The following is a 16,117-nucleotide window of genomic DNA, read 5'->3' as shown; positions in this document are numbered from 1 at the left end:
CCGGCAGCAAAAGATAAGTGCCTGAAGTTATTGCGTTTCTATTACAGCGTTATGACGGAGTCAGTGGATTCCGGTGAAAAGATGGCACTTTGCTTTGACGTGCGCGCCGCCTGTACGCGGTTGCGTCCTCCACCTTTGGCGCGGTACAGCGCCTCGTCGGCCTGGGCCGCCATCATCAGGCTGTCGGAACCGTCGCACAACTCCACCAGGCCGGCGCTGAAGGTGCACCACAGATCATGGGGCTGGGCGGGGTAGTGGATTTCGGCGAAGCGTTCGCGAATTTCATCCAGCACCTTGCAGGCCGATTCCAGGTCGGTGTCGGGCATGACGATGGCGAACTCCTCACCGCCGTAGCGCCCGATAAAGTCGGTCTTGCGCAACCGCTGCTTGAGAAACAGCGCCAGGCTCTTGATCACGCGGTCGCCCATCGGGTGGCCGTGGCTGTCATTGACGCGCTTGAAGTGGTCGATATCGAGCATGGCAAAGCTCAGCGGCTTGTTTTCACGGCGCGCGCGGAAGCTGCAGTCTTCGAGCAGTTGCAGGATATGGGTGTGGTTGTACAGACCGGTCAGGCTGTCGCGCACCATCCGCGCCTTGAGGTTACGGGCGCGGGCCGCGCGGTTGCGCACGGTGGTGATCAGGTGGCGCGGCTTGATCGGCTTGGTGAGGAAGTCGTCGCCGCCCTCGCTCATGGCATCCAGTTGCTTGTCCAGATCGTCCTCGGCCGACAGGTAGATGATCGGCACGCTCACATAACGGTCATTGTGGCGGATCACCTTGGCCAGCTCGGTGCCGGTGCAGGCGGGCATGTACATGTCGAGGATGATCAGGTCGGGCTGGAAATCCGCCAATTCGGCCATGGCCTGGATCGGCTCGATCAAGGTGCGGGTGACGATGCCGGCGCTGTTGAGCAGGCGCTCGGTGTGCAGGGCCTGGGCCCGCGAGTCATCGATGATCAGTACTTTATAAGGTTCGTACTGGGCGACGCAGGTCAGCACTTCGATCTTTTCCAGCAGGCTGGAGGCTTCCAGCGTGCCGGTGAGGAATTCCTGGCCCCCGGCGCGTACGGCGGCCAGGCGTGTGGGGGTGTCGGTTTCGTGCAGGCTGAAAAACAGCAGCGGCAGTTTTTGCTCCAGGCCCTCTTGGGCTTCGGCGGCGAGCTTGAGGCCCAGCCCGGTGCCGCAGAAATCCACGTCCATCACGATGGCGGATGGCAGACGCTCGGCCATGGACGAGCGAAACGCCGCTACGCTGTCCAAGGATTGGGCGCTCATCCCAAAGAACTCCAACTGCTTGGCCAGTCGCTCGGCGCGGTCGTGGTCGGCCAGCATCACGTAGATCGGCTTGCGCATCGGCGGCAGAACGGTTTGTTCCAGTTGGTCGCCCTGACGCAGGCCGGTGCGGGACAGGCGCTGCATCAAGCGGTTGAGTTCAGTGATCAAATGGCTGCTCAGGCGGCCGCGGTTCTCGTCCACCGCTTTAAGGGATTCGCCGATATGGTGAGCCAGTTGACCGTGCTCTGGCTGCTCAAAGCGCTCGGCAAAACGCAGCAAGCGCAAATTGGCCTCGCTGAGTTCGGAGAGGTCGGCGCTCGACCATTCGCTGCGTTGCAGGCGCTGCCAGATCTCAAGAATTTGACGTGCCTGATGAATTACCCGCTGGGCAAAATGCTGCTTGAGACGCTCACGGCTGGGGTCTTCTGGCTCGGTCATATCCTGACTACTTGGTGAAGGGGCATGCTGAAGTCGACTGATGGCTCTATGCTAGCACCTCTTTTCATGCCAATGAGTGTCATACGTCAATTAACTGTGCGTCTTCGGCATTCAGTTACTGACTCGATGGTCGCGCGGCAAAAAAAACGTGCATCCTTATATAGTTGAATGTGCCGGTTGCGCCAGTTTGGATAAAAGCCCCGCACCGGCGGGCACGATGGGGTAGGGTTGTGGTCGGAGTGTTTTGAACGCACGCCCTCAATTCAAGTGCATGAACTCAAGTGATTGAAAGGATATCGCCATGCTGGACTGGAAAAACCGTGCAGGCAGTGCCACCGGCCCCGCGCCTGAACCCAAATCGACTAACCGCGGCTATTTTCGTACGCTGCTGATGAGTCGGGCCGTACTCAGCGTACTCGGCCTGTACCTGTTGGTCACCGGCGCTCTGGGCTGGTACTGGAGCGAAGAGCCGGCGCTGTTTCCGGTCCAGCAAAACGCGCAGATCGCTGCCGAAAAAGACGGCAAGCAGATGGTCGTGGGCTTCACCACCGTTGAAACCCTCAAGACTGTGGTCGGCACGCTGTTGAACAAGCCCGGTGGCTACATTTCCAACGACCGCTTCCCGCCGGGCCTGTGGATGGACAACATGCCCAGCTGGGAATACGGCGTGCTGGTGCAAGTGCGCGACCTGACTCGTGCCCTGCGTAAAGACTTCGCCCGCTCCCAATCCCAATCGGCTGAAGACGCTGACTTGGCCAAGGCTGAGCCACGCTTCAACTTCGACAACAAGAGCTGGGTGCTGCCGTCCAGTGAGTCTGAGTACCAGGAAGGCATCAACTCCCTGAGCCGCTACGAAGCGCGCCTCTCCGATCCCAACCAGAAAGGCGCGCTGTTCTACGCCCGCGCCGACAACCTGAACAATTGGCTGGGCGATGTCGCCACGCGCCTGGGTTCGTTGTCCCAGCGCCTGTCGGCCAGTGTCGGTCGGGTAAAACTCAATACCGCGTTGAAAACCGAGGCGCTCGCCCCGGGTGAGGTGCCGCAGGTCGACGAAGAAGTGGTGGAAACCCCATGGATGCAGATCGACAACGTGTTCTACGAAGCCCGTGGCCAGGCCTGGGCACTGTCTCACCTGCTGCGCGCGATCGAAGTCGACTTTGCCGATGTGCTGGCCAAGAAGAACGCCACCGTCAGCGTGCGCCAGATCATTCGTGAACTGGAAGCCTCGCAAGAGCCGGTGTGGAGCCCGATGATCCTCAATGGCAGCGGTTTTGGCGTGCTGGCCAACCACTCGCTGGTCATGGCTAATTACATTTCCCGAGCCAACGCTGCGGTGATCGACCTGCGTCAACTGCTCAACCAGGGTTGATGATGGATGCCAGTCAACGGGAGGAGGCCCATCGCGCGGCCTCCGATGCCGAACTGATCTGTTGGGTCGACGAGCAGGACAACCTGCTCGGCCACCTCGTCAGGTCCGATCTGCGCGCGCGTGGCTTGATCGGCCGCTGCACGTTTATCTTCCTCTTCAACTCCAAGGGTGAGCTGTGCGTGCATCGGCGCACCCTGAGCAAAGCCCTGTACCCAGGGTTCTGGGACACGGCGGCGGGTGGAATGGTCGCGGCGGGTGAGTCTTACGCGGTCTCGGCGGCCCGTGAGCTGGAAGAGGAGTTGGGCGTGGGCGGGGTGGAGCTGGTCGAACATGACCATTTCTATTTCGAGGATGGTGACAGTCGGCTCTGGTGTAAATCCTATTCAGCCGTGTGGGATGGCTCTCTGCGGTTACAGCCAGAAGAGGTGATGGAGGCGCGCTTTTTACCCATCAGCAAAGTCTTGCAGGACGCCAAGAAAAAACCTTACTGCCCTGACGCCCAAGAGGGCTTGCGTCGCTATCTGGCCTTGCGTCGCTAAAGTTGCATGAATTGGCGCCATTTGGCTCTTAGCAAGCGTGCTTTTTGCCGTTACACTGCGCGACTTTTCACCCGCGTCGCTTTGGCGATGCGGTAGCGCTGCCCCTGCCTGAGTGGGGCTTCGCGGTCGGCTGACCCTTTTGGGGGCCGATCAGTCTTCATCCTCCCAAGAGGATTGCCGGTGGCCAAAAAAGCCGCATCCTTCGCCGCCCTTGGTGGCCTGGTATTTTCCACCGACGCAGGTCGACACTGCCCGGACTGTCGTCAGCCCGTGGACGCCTGCATCTGCAAACAGACCCTGATTCCCGAAGGCGACGGTATTGCCCGCGTGCGACGCGAGAGCAAGGGCCGCGGCGGCAAGACGGTGACCACCATCACCGGCGTGCCCCTGGCCGCGGAGCCCCTCAAGGAACTGGCCACCACGCTGAAAAAGCGCTGTGGCACCGGTGGTGCGTTGAAAGACGGCGTCATCGAGATCCAGGGCGACCACGTCGAGCTGTTATTGGCCGAGCTGATCAAGCTGGGATACAAGGCCAAAAAGTCCGGCGGCTGAGCCTCTTACCGGCCAGTGTCTAAACTCTGTCCTGCGAGTGGGGTCTACTTCTCTTACAGGCAAATCGTCATTTTCATTCTTTAGACTGCGCCGGCCTCGAACCCGAGGCGGTGCCTTCGACTTCATTTATAGGGGACTTCGATGTCCGTACGACGCACACGCAAAGACGATGGCAGCCAATGGACCGTTGCGGACAGCCGCAGTGTTTATGGGATCCGCCATTGGGGGGCCGGGTATTTCGCGATCAATGACGCCGGTCGCGTTGAAGTTCGTCCGAACGGCCCGAACAGCACGCCCGTCGACCTTTACGAGCAAGTCGACGAGCTACGCAAAAGCGGGCTTTCGCTGCCGCTGCTGGTGCGCTTCCCCGACATCCTGCAAGACCGTGTGCGCCAACTGACCGGTGCTTTCGATTCGAACATCGAACGCCTGGAGTACCAGAGCAAGTACACCGCGCTGTACCCGATCAAGGTGAACCAGCAGGAAGCGGTGATCGAGAACATCATCGCCACCCAGAACGTTTCCATTGGCCTCGAAGCCGGCTCCAAGCCCGAGCTGCTGGCCGTGCTGGCGTTGGCGCCGAAGGGCGGCACTATCGTTTGCAACGGTTACAAGGACCGTGAGTTCATCCGTCTGGCGCTGATGGGCCAGAAGCTGGGCCACAACGTGTTTATCGTGATCGAAAAAGAATCCGAAGTCGGCCTGGTGATCGAAGAGGCCGCGAGCCTCAAGGTCAAGCCTCAGGTGGGCTTGCGCGTGCGCTTGTCGTCCTTGGCGTCGAGCAAGTGGGCGGACACCGGTGGCGAGAAATCCAAGTTCGGTTTGTCGGCCGCGCAGTTGCTGTCGGTGGTCGAGCGCTTCCGCGCCGCAGGCCTGGATCAGGGCATTCGTCTGCTGCACTTCCATATGGGCTCGCAGATCGCCAACCTGGCGGACTACCAGCACGGCTTCAAAGAGGCCATTCGTTATTACGGCGAACTGCGTAACCTCGGCCTGCCGGTGGATCACATCGATGTCGGCGGTGGCCTGGGCGTGGACTACGACGGTACCCACTCGCGCAATGCCAGCTCCATCAACTACGACATGGACGACTACGCCGGCGTGGTGGTGGGCATGCTCAAGGAGTTCTGCGACGCGCAGAGCCTGCCGCATCCGCATATCTTCTCAGAAAGCGGCCGTTCGCTGACTGCCCACCACGCCATGCTGGTGGTGCAGGTGACCGACGTCGAGAAACACAACGACGAAATTCCGCTGATCGAAAACAAGGAAAGCCTGCCGGAAACCGTGCAATGGCTGGTGGACCTGCTGGGCCCGACCGACATCGAGATGGTCACCGAAACCTACTGGCGCGCCACCCACTACATGAGTGATGTGGCCACCCAGTACGCCGACGGCAAACTGACCCTGGCGGAAAAGGCCCTGGCCGAGCAGTGCTACTTCGCCGTGTGCCGTCGCCTGCATAACTCGCTGAAAGCCCGCCAGCGCTCGCACCGCCAAGTGCTGGACGAACTCAACGACAAACTGGCCGACAAGTACATCTGCAACTTCTCGGTCTTCCAGAGCCTGCCCGACACCTGGGCCATCGGCCAAGTGCTGCCGATCCTGCCGCTGCACCGTCTCGACGAAGAGCCGCTGCGCCGTGCGGTGCTGCAGGACCTGACCTGCGACTCCGACGGCAAGATCAAGCAATACGTCGACGAGCAGAGCATCGAAACCAGCCTGCCGGTACACGCCCTGAAGGAAGGCGAGGACTACCTGCTGGGTATCTTCCTGGTCGGCGCCTACCAGGAAATTCTCGGCGACATGCACAACCTGTTCGGCGACACCGACTCGGTGAACATCTACCAGCGTGAAGACGGCTCGGTGTACAGCGCCGGGATCGAAACCCACGACACCATCGAAGACATGCTGCGCTACGTGCACTTGTCGCCGGAGGAGTTGATGACGCACTACCGTGACAAGTGCGCCAGCGCGAAGATCAGCGCGTCGGAGCGCACCCAGTTCCTGGACGCGTTGCGTCTGGGGCTGACGCGTTCGTCCTACTTGTCTTCCTGATACCGTCTTGAGCGACGCACGGTGTTTTCCGTGCGTCGTATCGGCGGGCGCTTCAGTGCACTTTCAGGCACACACTGTGCCCGCATTGAGCGGTGTTGAACTCGAGGCTAAGTCGGTCAATTCTGTCAACGTTACCGTTTCTACGGTGCACCATGACGACTCGGTCATCAATGGGCAGCTCAACTCGACCTTTTGGCGCAAGTTGGTGAACATCGGCTTCTTGGGTGACTATCAGATTGAACTGGGTGCTGTTTTCCACCTCCAGCATGCCCTGAACATTGGCCGGCCCTTGCCCATTAGTGCAGCCAGCAGTGGTTGCGAGTGTGCAAGCGGCGGCCATCCACAGTGCTTTCGTGATGTTCATATCCGACTCTCCTTGAATGTATGGGATGGGGATTACCCATGGCCATTCAACGCCCGGCGGGTCGGTTTGTAACCTGTGAAAACTAACAGGTCGGATCGCCAAACCATTGGTTCTTTTTGCTCAAGCGCCACGCGATAACCCACAACGTGAAACTGCGCAGCGCCATAAACAGCAGGAAGCTGATCCACAACCCGTGATTGCCCAACCCCTGCAAGACCCACGCGAACGGCAGCACGATCAATACCGTCAACAACATCCCATCGCGCATTTCCCGCGCCCGCGTAGCACCGATAAACAGCCCATCCAGCAGATAACTCCACACCGCAATCAAGGGCAGTACCGCTAGGTAAGGCAGGTAGATGTCCGCGGTTTCGCGCACGCTGGGGATATCGGTCTGCATGGCGATAAACAGATGGCCGGCGACGGTGAACAACAATGCAAACCCAAGGCTGGCGATCAGTGACCAACCACCGGCCACTACCAGCGAACGCCGCAGGGTTTGCCGGTCCCGTGCGCCGATGGCGTGACCGCACAGTGCCTCCACCGCGTGGGCCAGGCCGTCCAGGGCGTGGGCGGTCAGCAGTAGGCCGTTGAGCAGTAGCGCATTGGCCGCCACGGTGGCGTCGCCCAGGCGCGCGCCTTGCACCGTGATCATGAAAAACACCGACTGCAACGCCAGGCTGCGGATAAAAATGTCGCGGTTGACCGCCAGCAACGGGCGCCAGCTCTGCCAGCGCTTGAGGGCCGCCCAGGCGATATGCCCGGGGTAGGCGCGTAGGGCTTTTTGCGTGAGGGCCAGGCCAAGCAAGGCACCGGTCCACTCGGCGATGACCGAGGCGCGTGCCGACCCCGCCACGCCCCACTCCAGGCCAAGCACGAACCAAAGGTTCAGGGCGATATTGACCAGGTTGGTGGTCAGCAGAATCGCCAGCGGCGCGCGGGCGTTCTGCGTGCCGAGGAACCAGCCGACCAGCGCATAGCTGGCCAGTGCAGCGGGCAGGCCGAACAGGCGGGTGTGGAAAAAATCCCGGGTCAGTTGATTCAGTTGCGCGGACGGCTGCATCCATTCCAGTGCCATATGGCTCAGGGGAATGCCCACCGTGCCCAGCAATATGGCCAGCCCAAGCGCCAGCAGCAAGCCTTGCAGCAGGATCTGTCGCAGCGCCGCGCCATCCTTGCGCCCGGCGGCCTGAGCGGCGAAACCAGTGGAGCCCATACGCAGAAAACCCATGGCCCAGGCCAGAAAGGTGTACAGGCTGGCACCCACGGCCACCGCGCCCAATTGGTGGGCATGCGGCAAATGGCCGATCACCATGCTGTCGACCAGGGCAACCAGCGGCACCGAGATATTCGACAGAATCATCGGCGCAGCCAGGGCCCATACGCGGCGGTGGGTGGGGCGGTCGCGCCAGTCGGTCAGTAAGGTGGACATGCAGGCTCCTTGGGGGAACGACATTGTAACCATCCATTAGCCATGCAGCAGAGCCAATGTGGGAGGTAGCTGTGGGATTTGGCTGGGGGGTTCAAACGGCTGCGAACCAACCCACCCTCCGTCGGTCAATGTGACCAGCACCACATCGGCCCCGCTCGGGCTGATATATAGTTCACACCCCCGGTTCCCTCTGACAACGAGTGCCCCATGCTTAACAAAGGATTGTTCCTGGCCTGCGCCCTGGCCCTGCTGAGCGCCTGCGATTCTTCCGATAAACCCACTGCGCCCACCGCACCCGTGGCGACCACCAGCACCGCCCCCAAGCCGATCAAAGCGGCGGTGGATGTGGCGGCGCTGAAGCAGCGCTATGCCGGGCGTGAATTAAGCGTGGTAGACGTGTCCGAGGTGCAGTTGGACGGTGCCAGCACGCTATCGGTGAGCTTCTCCATTCCCCTGGACCCGGAGCAGAAGTTTGCCGACAAGCTGCACCTGGTCGACAGTAAGTCCGGCAAGGTCGACGGCGCCTGGGAACTCTCCGATAACCTGATGGAATTGCGCCTGCGTCACCTCGAACCGCAGCGCAAACTGGTGCTCACCGTCGACGCCGGGCTCAAGGCCGTCAACGATAATAAACTCGCCGCCGAGTACATCGCCCGCCTGGAAACCCGCGACCTGCAAGCCACCGTCGGCTTCGCCAGTCGCGGCACCCTGCTGCCGACGCGCCTGGCCGAGGGCCTGCCGGTGATCGCGCTGAACGTCGACAAAATCGACGTCGAATTCTTCCGCATCAAGCCCGAGTCCCTGCCGTCGTTCCTGGCGCAGTGGGGGCGCAATACCAGCCTGCAAAGTTACGAATCCCGCGAGTTGCTGCCCATGGCCGATCTGGTCTACGGCGGGCGTTTCGATTTGAACCCTGCGCGCAATACCCGCGAAACCCTGCTGCTGCCGATCGCTGGCCTCAAGCAATTGCAGCAGCCGGGCGTATATCTGGCGGTGATGCGTGCGTCGGGCACTTATAACTATTCCCAACCGGCCACGCTGTTCACCCTGAGCGACATTGGCCTGTCGGTGCACCGCTACAGCAATCGCCTCGACGTCTTTACCCAAGCCCTGGAAGGCGGCAAAGCCCTGGATGACGTGGACCTGGAAGTGCTGGACGGCGATGGCCGCGTGCTGGCCGAGGGCAAGACCGAAAAGGGCGGCCACGCGCAGTTGCCGCTGCCGAAAAAAGCCCAGGTGTTGTTGGCCAAACAGGGTGAGCAGACCAGCCTGTTGCGCCTGGATAGCGCCGCGCTGGACCTGGCCGAATTCGACATCGGCGGCCAGCCGTCCCACCCCTTGCAGTTCTTTGTGTTCGGCCCGCGCGACCTGTATCGCCCAGGCGAAACCGTGCTGCTCAACGCGTTGCTGCGGGACAAGGACGGCAACACGGTCAAGCCGCAGCCGGTGAGCGTCGAAGTGCGTCGTCCGGATGAACAGGTCAGCCGCAAATTCGTGTGGGATGCCGATGCGTCCGGCCTCTATCAATACGCCCTGCAATTGGCCGGCGAAGCGCCGACCGGGCGCTGGCAACTGGTGTTCGACCTGGGCGACGGCAAGCCGCAGTTGTACGAATTCCTCGTTGAAGACTTCCTGCCCGAACGCTTGGCCCTGGAACTCAAGGGCAGCGACACGCCGTTGAGCCCGGCGGACAGCCCGCAAATCCAGCTCACGGGGCGCTACCTCTACGGCGCGCCTGCCTCGGGTAACCGGGTGAGCGGCCAGGTTTATGTGCGGCCGTTGCGCGAGGCGGTCAAGTCGCTGCCGGGCTACGAGTTCGGTTCCGTCACCGAGGAGGACCTGAGCCAGGATTTCGAGATCGACGAGAACGTGCTCGACGCCAAGGGCCAGGAGGTCCTGAGCCTGGAGAGCAAGTGGGCCGAGGCCAAGTCGCCGCTGCAACTGATCGTGCAGGCCAGCCTGCATGAGTCGGGCGGGCGGCCGATCACACGGCGCCTGGTGCAGCCGATCTGGCCGGCCAGGCAACTGCCGGGCCTGCGCGGGCTGTTTGACGGCAAGGAAACCAATGGCGACGGCCCGGCGGAGTTCGAAGTGTTGCTGGCCAACCAGGACGGCCAGAAGCTTGCCGCGCCCAACCTCAAAGTGCGCCTGGTGCGCGAACGCCGTGACTACTACTGGAACTACTCCGACAACGACGGCTGGAGCTACCACTACAACGAGAAATTCCTCAACCTCGACGAGCAGACCCTCAACATCAAGGCCGGTGATACCGCCAAGGTCAGCTTCCAGGTGGAGTGGGGGCCGTATCGCGTGGAGGTCGAAGACCCGCAGACCGGCCTAGTCAGCAGCCTGCGTTTCTGGGCCGGTTATCAGGCCCAGGACAACACCGAAGGCGGCGCCGTGCGCCCCGATCAGGTCAAGCTGGCGCTGGATAAGCCAGCCTATGGCGATGGCGATACCGCTAACATCACGGTCACGCCGCCGGCCGCCGGTAAGGGCTACTTGCTGGTGGAATCCGCCGAAGGGCCGCTGTGGTGGCAGGAAATCGACGTGCCGGCCGAAGGCAAGAGTTTTGCCGTGAAGCTTGACCCGAAATGGTCGCGCCATGACCTGTATGTCAGCGCCTTGGTGATTCGTCCCGGCGAGCGCAAAGCCAATATCACCCCGAAACGCGCGGTGGGCCTGCTGCACTTGCCCCTGGATCGCACCCAGCGCAAGCTCGGCGTGACCCTCAGCGCTCCGGAAAAAATGCGTCCCAAGCAACCGCTCACGGTGAAGGTCGCCGCCCGGAATGCCGATGGCAGCGTGCCTAAACAAGTACATGTGCTGGTGGCAGCGGTGGACGTGGGCATCCTCAATATCACCGAATATCCGACGCCCGACCCGTACGCCAGCCTGTTCGGCCGTAAGGCTTATGGCGTGGATCAGTTCGACATCTACGGCCAGTTGATCGAAGCCGGCCAGGGCCGTCTGGCCAGCCTGGCGTTCGGCGGTGACGCGGCGTTGGCCAAAGGTGGCAAACGCCCCGACACCAGCCTGACCATCGTGGCGCTGCAAAGCGCGCCGGTGACGTTGAATGACAAGGGCGAGGGTGAAGTCAGCGTCAATATTCCTGATTTCAACGGCGAGTTGCGCCTGATGGCCCAGGCTTGGAGCGATGACCGCTACGGCATGGCCGAAGCCAAGACCGTAGTCGCCGCGCCGCTGGTGGCCGAACTGTCGGCGCCGCGCTTCCTGGCCGGCGGCGACCAGACGAGCCTGGCGTTGGACCTGTCCAACCTGTCGGGCAAGGCGCAGAAGCTCGATGTGCAACTGAGTGCCGAAGGCCAGTTGGAACTGGTCGATGCCGGCGCGCAATCGGTCGAACTCAAGCAAGGCCAGCGCACCACGCTGCGCATCCCGGTGAAAGCCTGGGGTGGGCTGGGGCAGGGCAAGCTCAAAGTGACCGTCAATGGCCTGGACCTGCCGGGCGAACAGCTGCCGCCGTTCAGCCGCGAATGGACGTTGGGCGTGCGCCCAGCCTACCCGGCGCTGCTCAAGCATTATCGCGCGGTGCTCAAAAGCGAACCGTGGAAGTTGCCCGTTGGCACGCTGGATCAATTCGATGCCTCGGGGCGTGAAGCCTTGCTGAGCCTGTCGAGCCGGCCGCCGTTGAACCTGGGCGCGCAGATCAGTGCGCTCAAGGCCTATCCCTATGGTTGCCTGGAGCAGACCGCCAGCGGCCTGTATCCCTCGCTGTATGCCGATGACGCGTTGCTCAAGCGCCTGGGTATCAAGGGTGAGTCGGACGCCGAGCGCAAGCGCAAAATCGAACTGGGCATCGAACGCCTGCTGGGCATGCAGCGCTACAACGGCAGCTTTGGCCTGTGGGGTGCCGATGGCGAAGAGGAATATTGGCTGACCGCATACGTCACCGATTTCCTGCTGCGCGCCCGTGACCAGGGTTTTGCCGTACCGGCCGAGGCCCTGAAAAAAGCCAGCGAGCGCCTGCTGCGTTATGTGCAGGAGCGCAACCTGATCGACGTCGACTACAGCGACAACGCCGACCACACCCGCTTCGCCGTGCAGGCTTATGCCGGCATGGTCCTGGCGCGCAGCCAGCAGGCGCCGTTGGGGGCGTTGCGCAGTCTGTTCGAGCGGCGCAGCGATGCGCGCTCGGGGTTGCCGTTGGTGCAGTTGGCGATTGCCCTGCAGAAAATGGGCGACCAACCGCGTGCCGATCAAGCCTTGCTCGCCGGCCTTGCCGCGCAGCGCAGTAACAAGGATTGGCTGGCCGATTACGGCAGCCCATTGCGCGATCAGGCGATGATCCTGGCGCTGCTTGAAGAAAACGACCTAGCCAAGGGCAAGCGCGAGGAGCGGCTGTTTACCTTGTCGGATCAATTGGCGGCCAGCCCGTATCTGTCGACCCAGGAGCGCAATTCGCTGTTCCTCGCCGGGCGTCTGGGGTTCGCGCAACCGGAGGCCAACTGGCAAGTGTCGCTTACCGGCAGCGGCGGGGTGCATGAGTTAAATAATCAGCAGTCGACACTGGCATTGGACGGCAAGCTGCTGTCCGCCGACCTGGCCCTGAGCAATCAGGGAGAGACGCCGGTGTATCAGCAACTGACGATCTACGGTTACCCACAAGTCCCGCCGGCACCGGGGGGCGACAACCTGAGCATCCGCCGCGAGTACCTGGGCATGAATGGCCAGCCGTTGAACCTGCGCAACCTCAACAGCGGCGACCTGGTGCTGGTGCATGTGGCAGTTAAAGCCAAGCAACGGGTGCCGGACGCTCTGGTGGTGGATTTGCTCCCCGCAGGCCTGGAGCTGGAAAACCAGAACCTGGCACAAAGCGCCGCCAGCCTGGAAAACGCCAGCAGCCAAGTGAAGGAGTGGCGTGAGTCGATGCAGAACGCATCGCTCAAGCACCAGGAGTTCCGCGATGACCGCTACGTGGCGGCCTTGAGTCTGGACAGCGATGTCACCACGCACCTGCTGTACCTGGCGCGTGCCGTAACCCCGGGCACCTATCGCGTGCCGCCGCCGCAGGTGGAGTCGATGTATCGGCCGAACTGGCAGGCGGTGGGTGAGACCCCGGCGGATCTGGTGATCAAGGGGCGCTGATTTCTCAACTCGGAATCGGCGCTAATGTGAGAGGGAGCTTGCTCCCGATGGCGGTGGGTCAGTTGCCAGGTGCGTTGACTGGAACGCTGCTATCGGGGCAAGCCCCCTCCCACAGGGGGCTGTGGCCTGCTTAACGTTAATGCACGACCCAACTGAGCAGCCACAGGCCGAGCATCAGCCAGATGATGCCCATGATTATCGACGCCCGCATAAAGGCGCGTACGGCCGAGTAGAGCAGCATCAGGCCGATGATCAGGGTGATGATGCTGATGATCGAAGTGTCCATGCCCAAGGTGCGGGACAGGCCTTCGACGAAGTTGCTGCCGGCGTGGGTCAGGGCGCCGAACAGTCCGCTGAGGCCGTCGACGATAAAGCGGATGACGGAACCGAGCGCCTGGCCCAGCCATTCGAAGAAGCTTTCTACCTGCATATATGTGTCCTGATCAGAAGGTGGGCGGGTGTGTGCCTTTGGTTGTTATTGCAGCGGGCTAGTTCCCCACAAGCATAGAGGTTTGCCGGTTTGAGGTTTCGTTTATTCATGGCTGGATTCACTCGGCTCCCACGGTTGCTGCGCTGGTTTTTGGGTGCTGTGCTGTCAGTGATTGCGCTGCTGTGGCTGGCTGACCGCATCTGGCCCTTGCCGCTGCCTCAGGATGATTTGGCGCGGGTGGTGCTGGCCGAGGATGGCACGCCGTTATGGCGGTTTGCCGATGCCGACGGCGTGTGGCGCTATCCGGTGCAGACCAATGAGGTGTCGCCGTATTACCTCGATGCGCTGCTCACCTATGAAGACCGCTGGTTTTATCAGCATCCGGGGGTGAACCCGCTGGCGTTGGTGCGGGCGACCTGGCAGAACCTGGCAGGGGAACGGGTGGTGTCGGGTGGCAGCACCCTGTCGATGCAGGTGGCGCGCCTGCTGGACCCGCACTCGCGCACCTTGCATGGCAAATTGCGTCAGCTGTGGCGCACAGCCCAGTTGGAGTGGCACCTGTCCAAGGCCGAGATCCTCAACCTGTACCTCAACCGCGCGCCCTTCGGTGGCACCTTGCAGGGCGTGGCGGCGGCCAGTTGGGCGTACCTGGGCAAATCCCCGGCGCAGTTGACCCACGCCGAGGCCGCGTTGCTGGCGGTATTACCACAGGCGCCCAGCCGCCTGCGGCCGGACCGCCATCCGCAACGTGCGCAGCAGGCCCGCGATAAGGTGCTGCGGCGCCTCGCCGAATTCCAGGTATGGCCGCAAACGGCAGTCGATGAAGCCCTGGAAGAACCGCTGCTGCTCGCCCCACGCCAGGAGCCCAGCCTGGCACCGTTGCTTGCGCGACGCCTGAACCGTCCCGACAGCCCGCCGTTGATCCGCACCACCCTGGACGCCTCCTTGCAGCGCCGTCTGGAAGACCTGCTGCTGGGTTGGCGCGCGCGTCTGCCGGAGCACACCTCGGCTGCGATCCTGGTGGTAGAAGAAGAAACCATGGCGGTGCGCGCCTACTTGGGTTCGGTGGACATCAACGATGCCAGGCGCTTCGGGCATGTGGACATGGTCAGCGCCTTGCGCTCGCCAGGCTCCACCTTGAAGCCTTTCCTGTACGGCATGGCGCTGGACGACGGCTTGATTCATTCCGAGTCGCTGCTGCAGGACGTGCCTCGGCGCTACGGCGATTACCGCCCGGGCAACTTTTCCATGGGCTTTACCGGTGCGGTGCCGGCGAGCACGGCGCTGTCCAGTTCCCTCAACCTGCCGGCGGTGCAGTTGCTGGAAGCCTACGGGCCCAAGCGTTTTGCCGCGCAGATGCGCATCGGCGGCGTGCCCCTGGCGCTGCCGGCGCTGGCCGAGCCGAATTTGGCGCTGATCCTGGGCGGCGCCGGCAGCCGCCTGGAGGATCTGGTGAGCGGCTACAGCGCTTTCGCCCGCGACGGCAAGAGCGCCACTTTGCGCTTTCAACCGGACGATACGCTCAGAGAACGGCCGTTACTGTCGCCAGGCGCCGCCTGGATTGTGCGGCGCATCCTCAGCGGCCAGGCCCGGCCGGATCGCGACCCGCGCGCCGAGTTGGTCCAGCGCCCGGTGCTGGCCTGGAAAACCGGCACCAGCTACGGCTTTCGCGATGCCTGGGCGATTGGTGTGGGGCCGCGCTACTTGATCGGCATCTGGATCGGCCGCCCGGACGGCACGCCCGTGCCCGGTCAGTTCGGTCTGGCGTCGGCGGCGCCATTGATGCTGCAGGTGCACGATGTGCTGACCAACCGCGACAGCCAGCGCGGTATCAGCGCGCCGGTCAAAGCGGTGCCGGCCAATGTCGGCGTGGCGGCGATCTGTTGGCCACTGGGCCAGCCCATGAGCCGCACGGACCCCAATTGCCGACGCCAGCGCTTTGCTTGGACTCTGGACAACACCACGCCGCCGACCTTACAGGCCTTGGATCAACCGCTCAGCGTAGGGCTGATGGAAAACGTGTGGGTCAACGCCAAAGGCTTGCGAGTGGATGCCCACTGCCCCGGCGCGCAGGCCAGGAATATCGCCCTATGGCCCGCGCCGCTGGAGCCCTGGTTGCCCAGGGCCGAACGCCGTGAAGCACGCATCCCGGCGGCCGACCCGGACTGCCCGCCACCGGCCTTGGCGGCCTCTTCACCGCTGTCGATTGTCGGCGTGCGCGAAGGCGACCAACTGCGCCTGCCGGCCGGCAGCCAGCAGGCTTTGCAGTTGAAGCTATCCGCCCTGGGCGGCAGCGGCCGGCGCTGGTGGTTCCTCAACGGCGCGCCACTGGGCGACAGTGCCAACCAGGACAGCATCAATGCCAGTTTCGAGCGCTTGGGCCGCTACCAGCTCAGTGTGCTGGATGAGGCCGGTCAAACCGCCAGGCTTGAATTCAGCGTGGTGGATTAGGACCTCATCGGGGGCAAGCCCCCTCCCACTTTTTGATAGGTGAATGCATTCAAATGTGGGAGGGGGCTTGCCCCCGATGGCGGCCTGAAGGCCATCCCAGGTGA

The 16,117-nt window shown here is 62.6% G+C and carries 10 protein-coding genes; 6 read left to right on the top strand and 4 right to left on the bottom strand.

The window, feature by feature from the left end; translation table 11 throughout:
- Nucleotides 1-41 precede the first annotated feature (41 nt).
- Nucleotides 42-1,712: a response regulator gene (locus YA0848_RS28880; protein ID WP_034095687.1), complete on the bottom strand. Its 1,671-nt coding sequence runs from the start codon at nt 1,710-1,712 to the stop codon at nt 42-44.
- 301 nt (nt 1,713-2,013) lie between these two features.
- On the opposite strand from YA0848_RS28880, the gene YA0848_RS28875 reads away from it, so the two are divergent.
- From YA0848_RS28875 to speA, 4 genes are all read left to right on the top strand, one after another.
- The gene (locus YA0848_RS28875; protein WP_034095688.1) at nt 2,014-3,081 is read left to right on the top strand and encodes a DUF2333 family protein; all 1,068 of its coding nucleotides are present in this window, start codon (nt 2,014-2,016) and stop codon (nt 3,079-3,081) included.
- 2 nt (nt 3,082-3,083) lie between these two features.
- Nucleotides 3,084-3,620, top strand: coding sequence for an NUDIX hydrolase (locus YA0848_RS28870; protein WP_040266000.1), 537 nt, complete (start codon nt 3,084-3,086; stop codon nt 3,618-3,620).
- Between the two features lie 180 nt (nt 3,621-3,800).
- Nucleotides 3,801-4,172 carry a translation initiation factor Sui1 gene (locus YA0848_RS28865; RefSeq protein WP_034095690.1) on the top strand — a complete coding sequence of 124 codons (372 nt, stop codon included), beginning with the start codon at nt 3,801-3,803 and terminating at the stop codon, nt 4,170-4,172.
- A 141-nt stretch (nt 4,173-4,313) separates the two neighbouring features.
- Nucleotides 4,314-6,227 (top strand): arginine decarboxylase, encoded by a 1,914-nt coding sequence (gene speA, locus YA0848_RS28860; protein WP_034095691.1) that lies wholly within the window; start codon nt 4,314-4,316, stop codon nt 6,225-6,227.
- A gap of 52 nt (nt 6,228-6,279) precedes the next feature.
- On the opposite strand, the gene YA0848_RS28855 is transcribed toward speA, so the two are convergent.
- Together YA0848_RS28855 and YA0848_RS28850 are read right to left on the bottom strand one after the other, a co-directional pair.
- Nucleotides 6,280-6,591, bottom strand: coding sequence for a hypothetical protein (locus YA0848_RS28855; RefSeq protein ID WP_034111594.1), 312 nt, complete (start codon nt 6,589-6,591; stop codon nt 6,280-6,282).
- 82 nt (nt 6,592-6,673) lie between these two features.
- Nucleotides 6,674-8,023, bottom strand: a complete 1,350-nt coding sequence (locus tag YA0848_RS28850) for an MATE family efflux transporter (RefSeq protein ID WP_099313083.1) — start codon at nt 8,021-8,023, stop codon at nt 6,674-6,676.
- A 207-nt stretch (nt 8,024-8,230) separates the two neighbouring features.
- On the opposite strand from YA0848_RS28850, the gene YA0848_RS28845 reads away from it, so the two are divergent.
- Nucleotides 8,231-13,132: an alpha-2-macroglobulin family protein gene (locus tag YA0848_RS28845; protein WP_198712448.1), complete on the top strand. Its 4,902-nt coding sequence runs from the start codon at nt 8,231-8,233 to the stop codon at nt 13,130-13,132.
- 136 nt (nt 13,133-13,268) lie between these two features.
- On the opposite strand, the gene YA0848_RS28840 is transcribed toward YA0848_RS28845, so the two are convergent.
- Nucleotides 13,269-13,562 carry a hypothetical protein gene (locus YA0848_RS28840; RefSeq protein WP_034095695.1) on the bottom strand — a complete coding sequence of 98 codons (294 nt, stop codon included), beginning with the start codon at nt 13,560-13,562 and terminating at the stop codon, nt 13,269-13,271.
- Between the two features lie 108 nt (nt 13,563-13,670).
- Between YA0848_RS28840 and pbpC the strand changes: the two genes are divergently transcribed.
- The gene (pbpC, locus tag YA0848_RS28835; RefSeq protein ID WP_169902867.1) at nt 13,671-16,013 is read left to right on the top strand and encodes a peptidoglycan glycosyltransferase PbpC; all 2,343 of its coding nucleotides are present in this window, start codon (nt 13,671-13,673) and stop codon (nt 16,011-16,013) included.
- Nucleotides 16,014-16,117: the final 104 nt, after the last annotated feature.

It is taken from the genome of Pseudomonas sp. S4_EA_1b (assembly GCF_016307435.1).
Taxonomy (GTDB): Bacteria; Pseudomonadota; Gammaproteobacteria; order Pseudomonadales; family Pseudomonadaceae; genus Aquipseudomonas; species Aquipseudomonas rhodesiae.
This window is presented reverse-complemented; position numbering and strand designations above follow the sequence as displayed.

Bases quoted from the DNA above. Each gene is read 5' to 3' on its own strand.
- YA0848_RS28875 (WP_034095688.1), top strand. From the start codon at position 2,014: ATGCTGGACTGGAAAAACCGTGCAGGCAGTGCCACCGGCCCCGCGCCT.
- YA0848_RS28850 (WP_099313083.1), bottom strand. From the start codon at position 8,023: ATGTCCACCTTACTGACCGACTGGCGCGACCGCCCCACCCACCGCCGC.
- speA (WP_034095691.1), top strand. From the start codon at position 4,314: ATGTCCGTACGACGCACACGCAAAGACGATGGCAGCCAATGGACCGTT.
- YA0848_RS28880 (WP_034095687.1), bottom strand. From the start codon at position 1,712: ATGACCGAGCCAGAAGACCCCAGCCGTGAGCGTCTCAAGCAGCATTTT.
- YA0848_RS28855 (WP_034111594.1), bottom strand. From the start codon at position 6,591: ATGAACATCACGAAAGCACTGTGGATGGCCGCCGCTTGCACACTCGCA.
- YA0848_RS28840 (WP_034095695.1), bottom strand. From the start codon at position 13,562: ATGCAGGTAGAAAGCTTCTTCGAATGGCTGGGCCAGGCGCTCGGTTCC.
- YA0848_RS28870 (WP_040266000.1), top strand. From the start codon at position 3,084: ATGGATGCCAGTCAACGGGAGGAGGCCCATCGCGCGGCCTCCGATGCC.
- YA0848_RS28845 (WP_198712448.1), top strand. From the start codon at position 8,231: ATGCTTAACAAAGGATTGTTCCTGGCCTGCGCCCTGGCCCTGCTGAGC.
- pbpC (WP_169902867.1), top strand. From the start codon at position 13,671: ATGGCTGGATTCACTCGGCTCCCACGGTTGCTGCGCTGGTTTTTGGGT.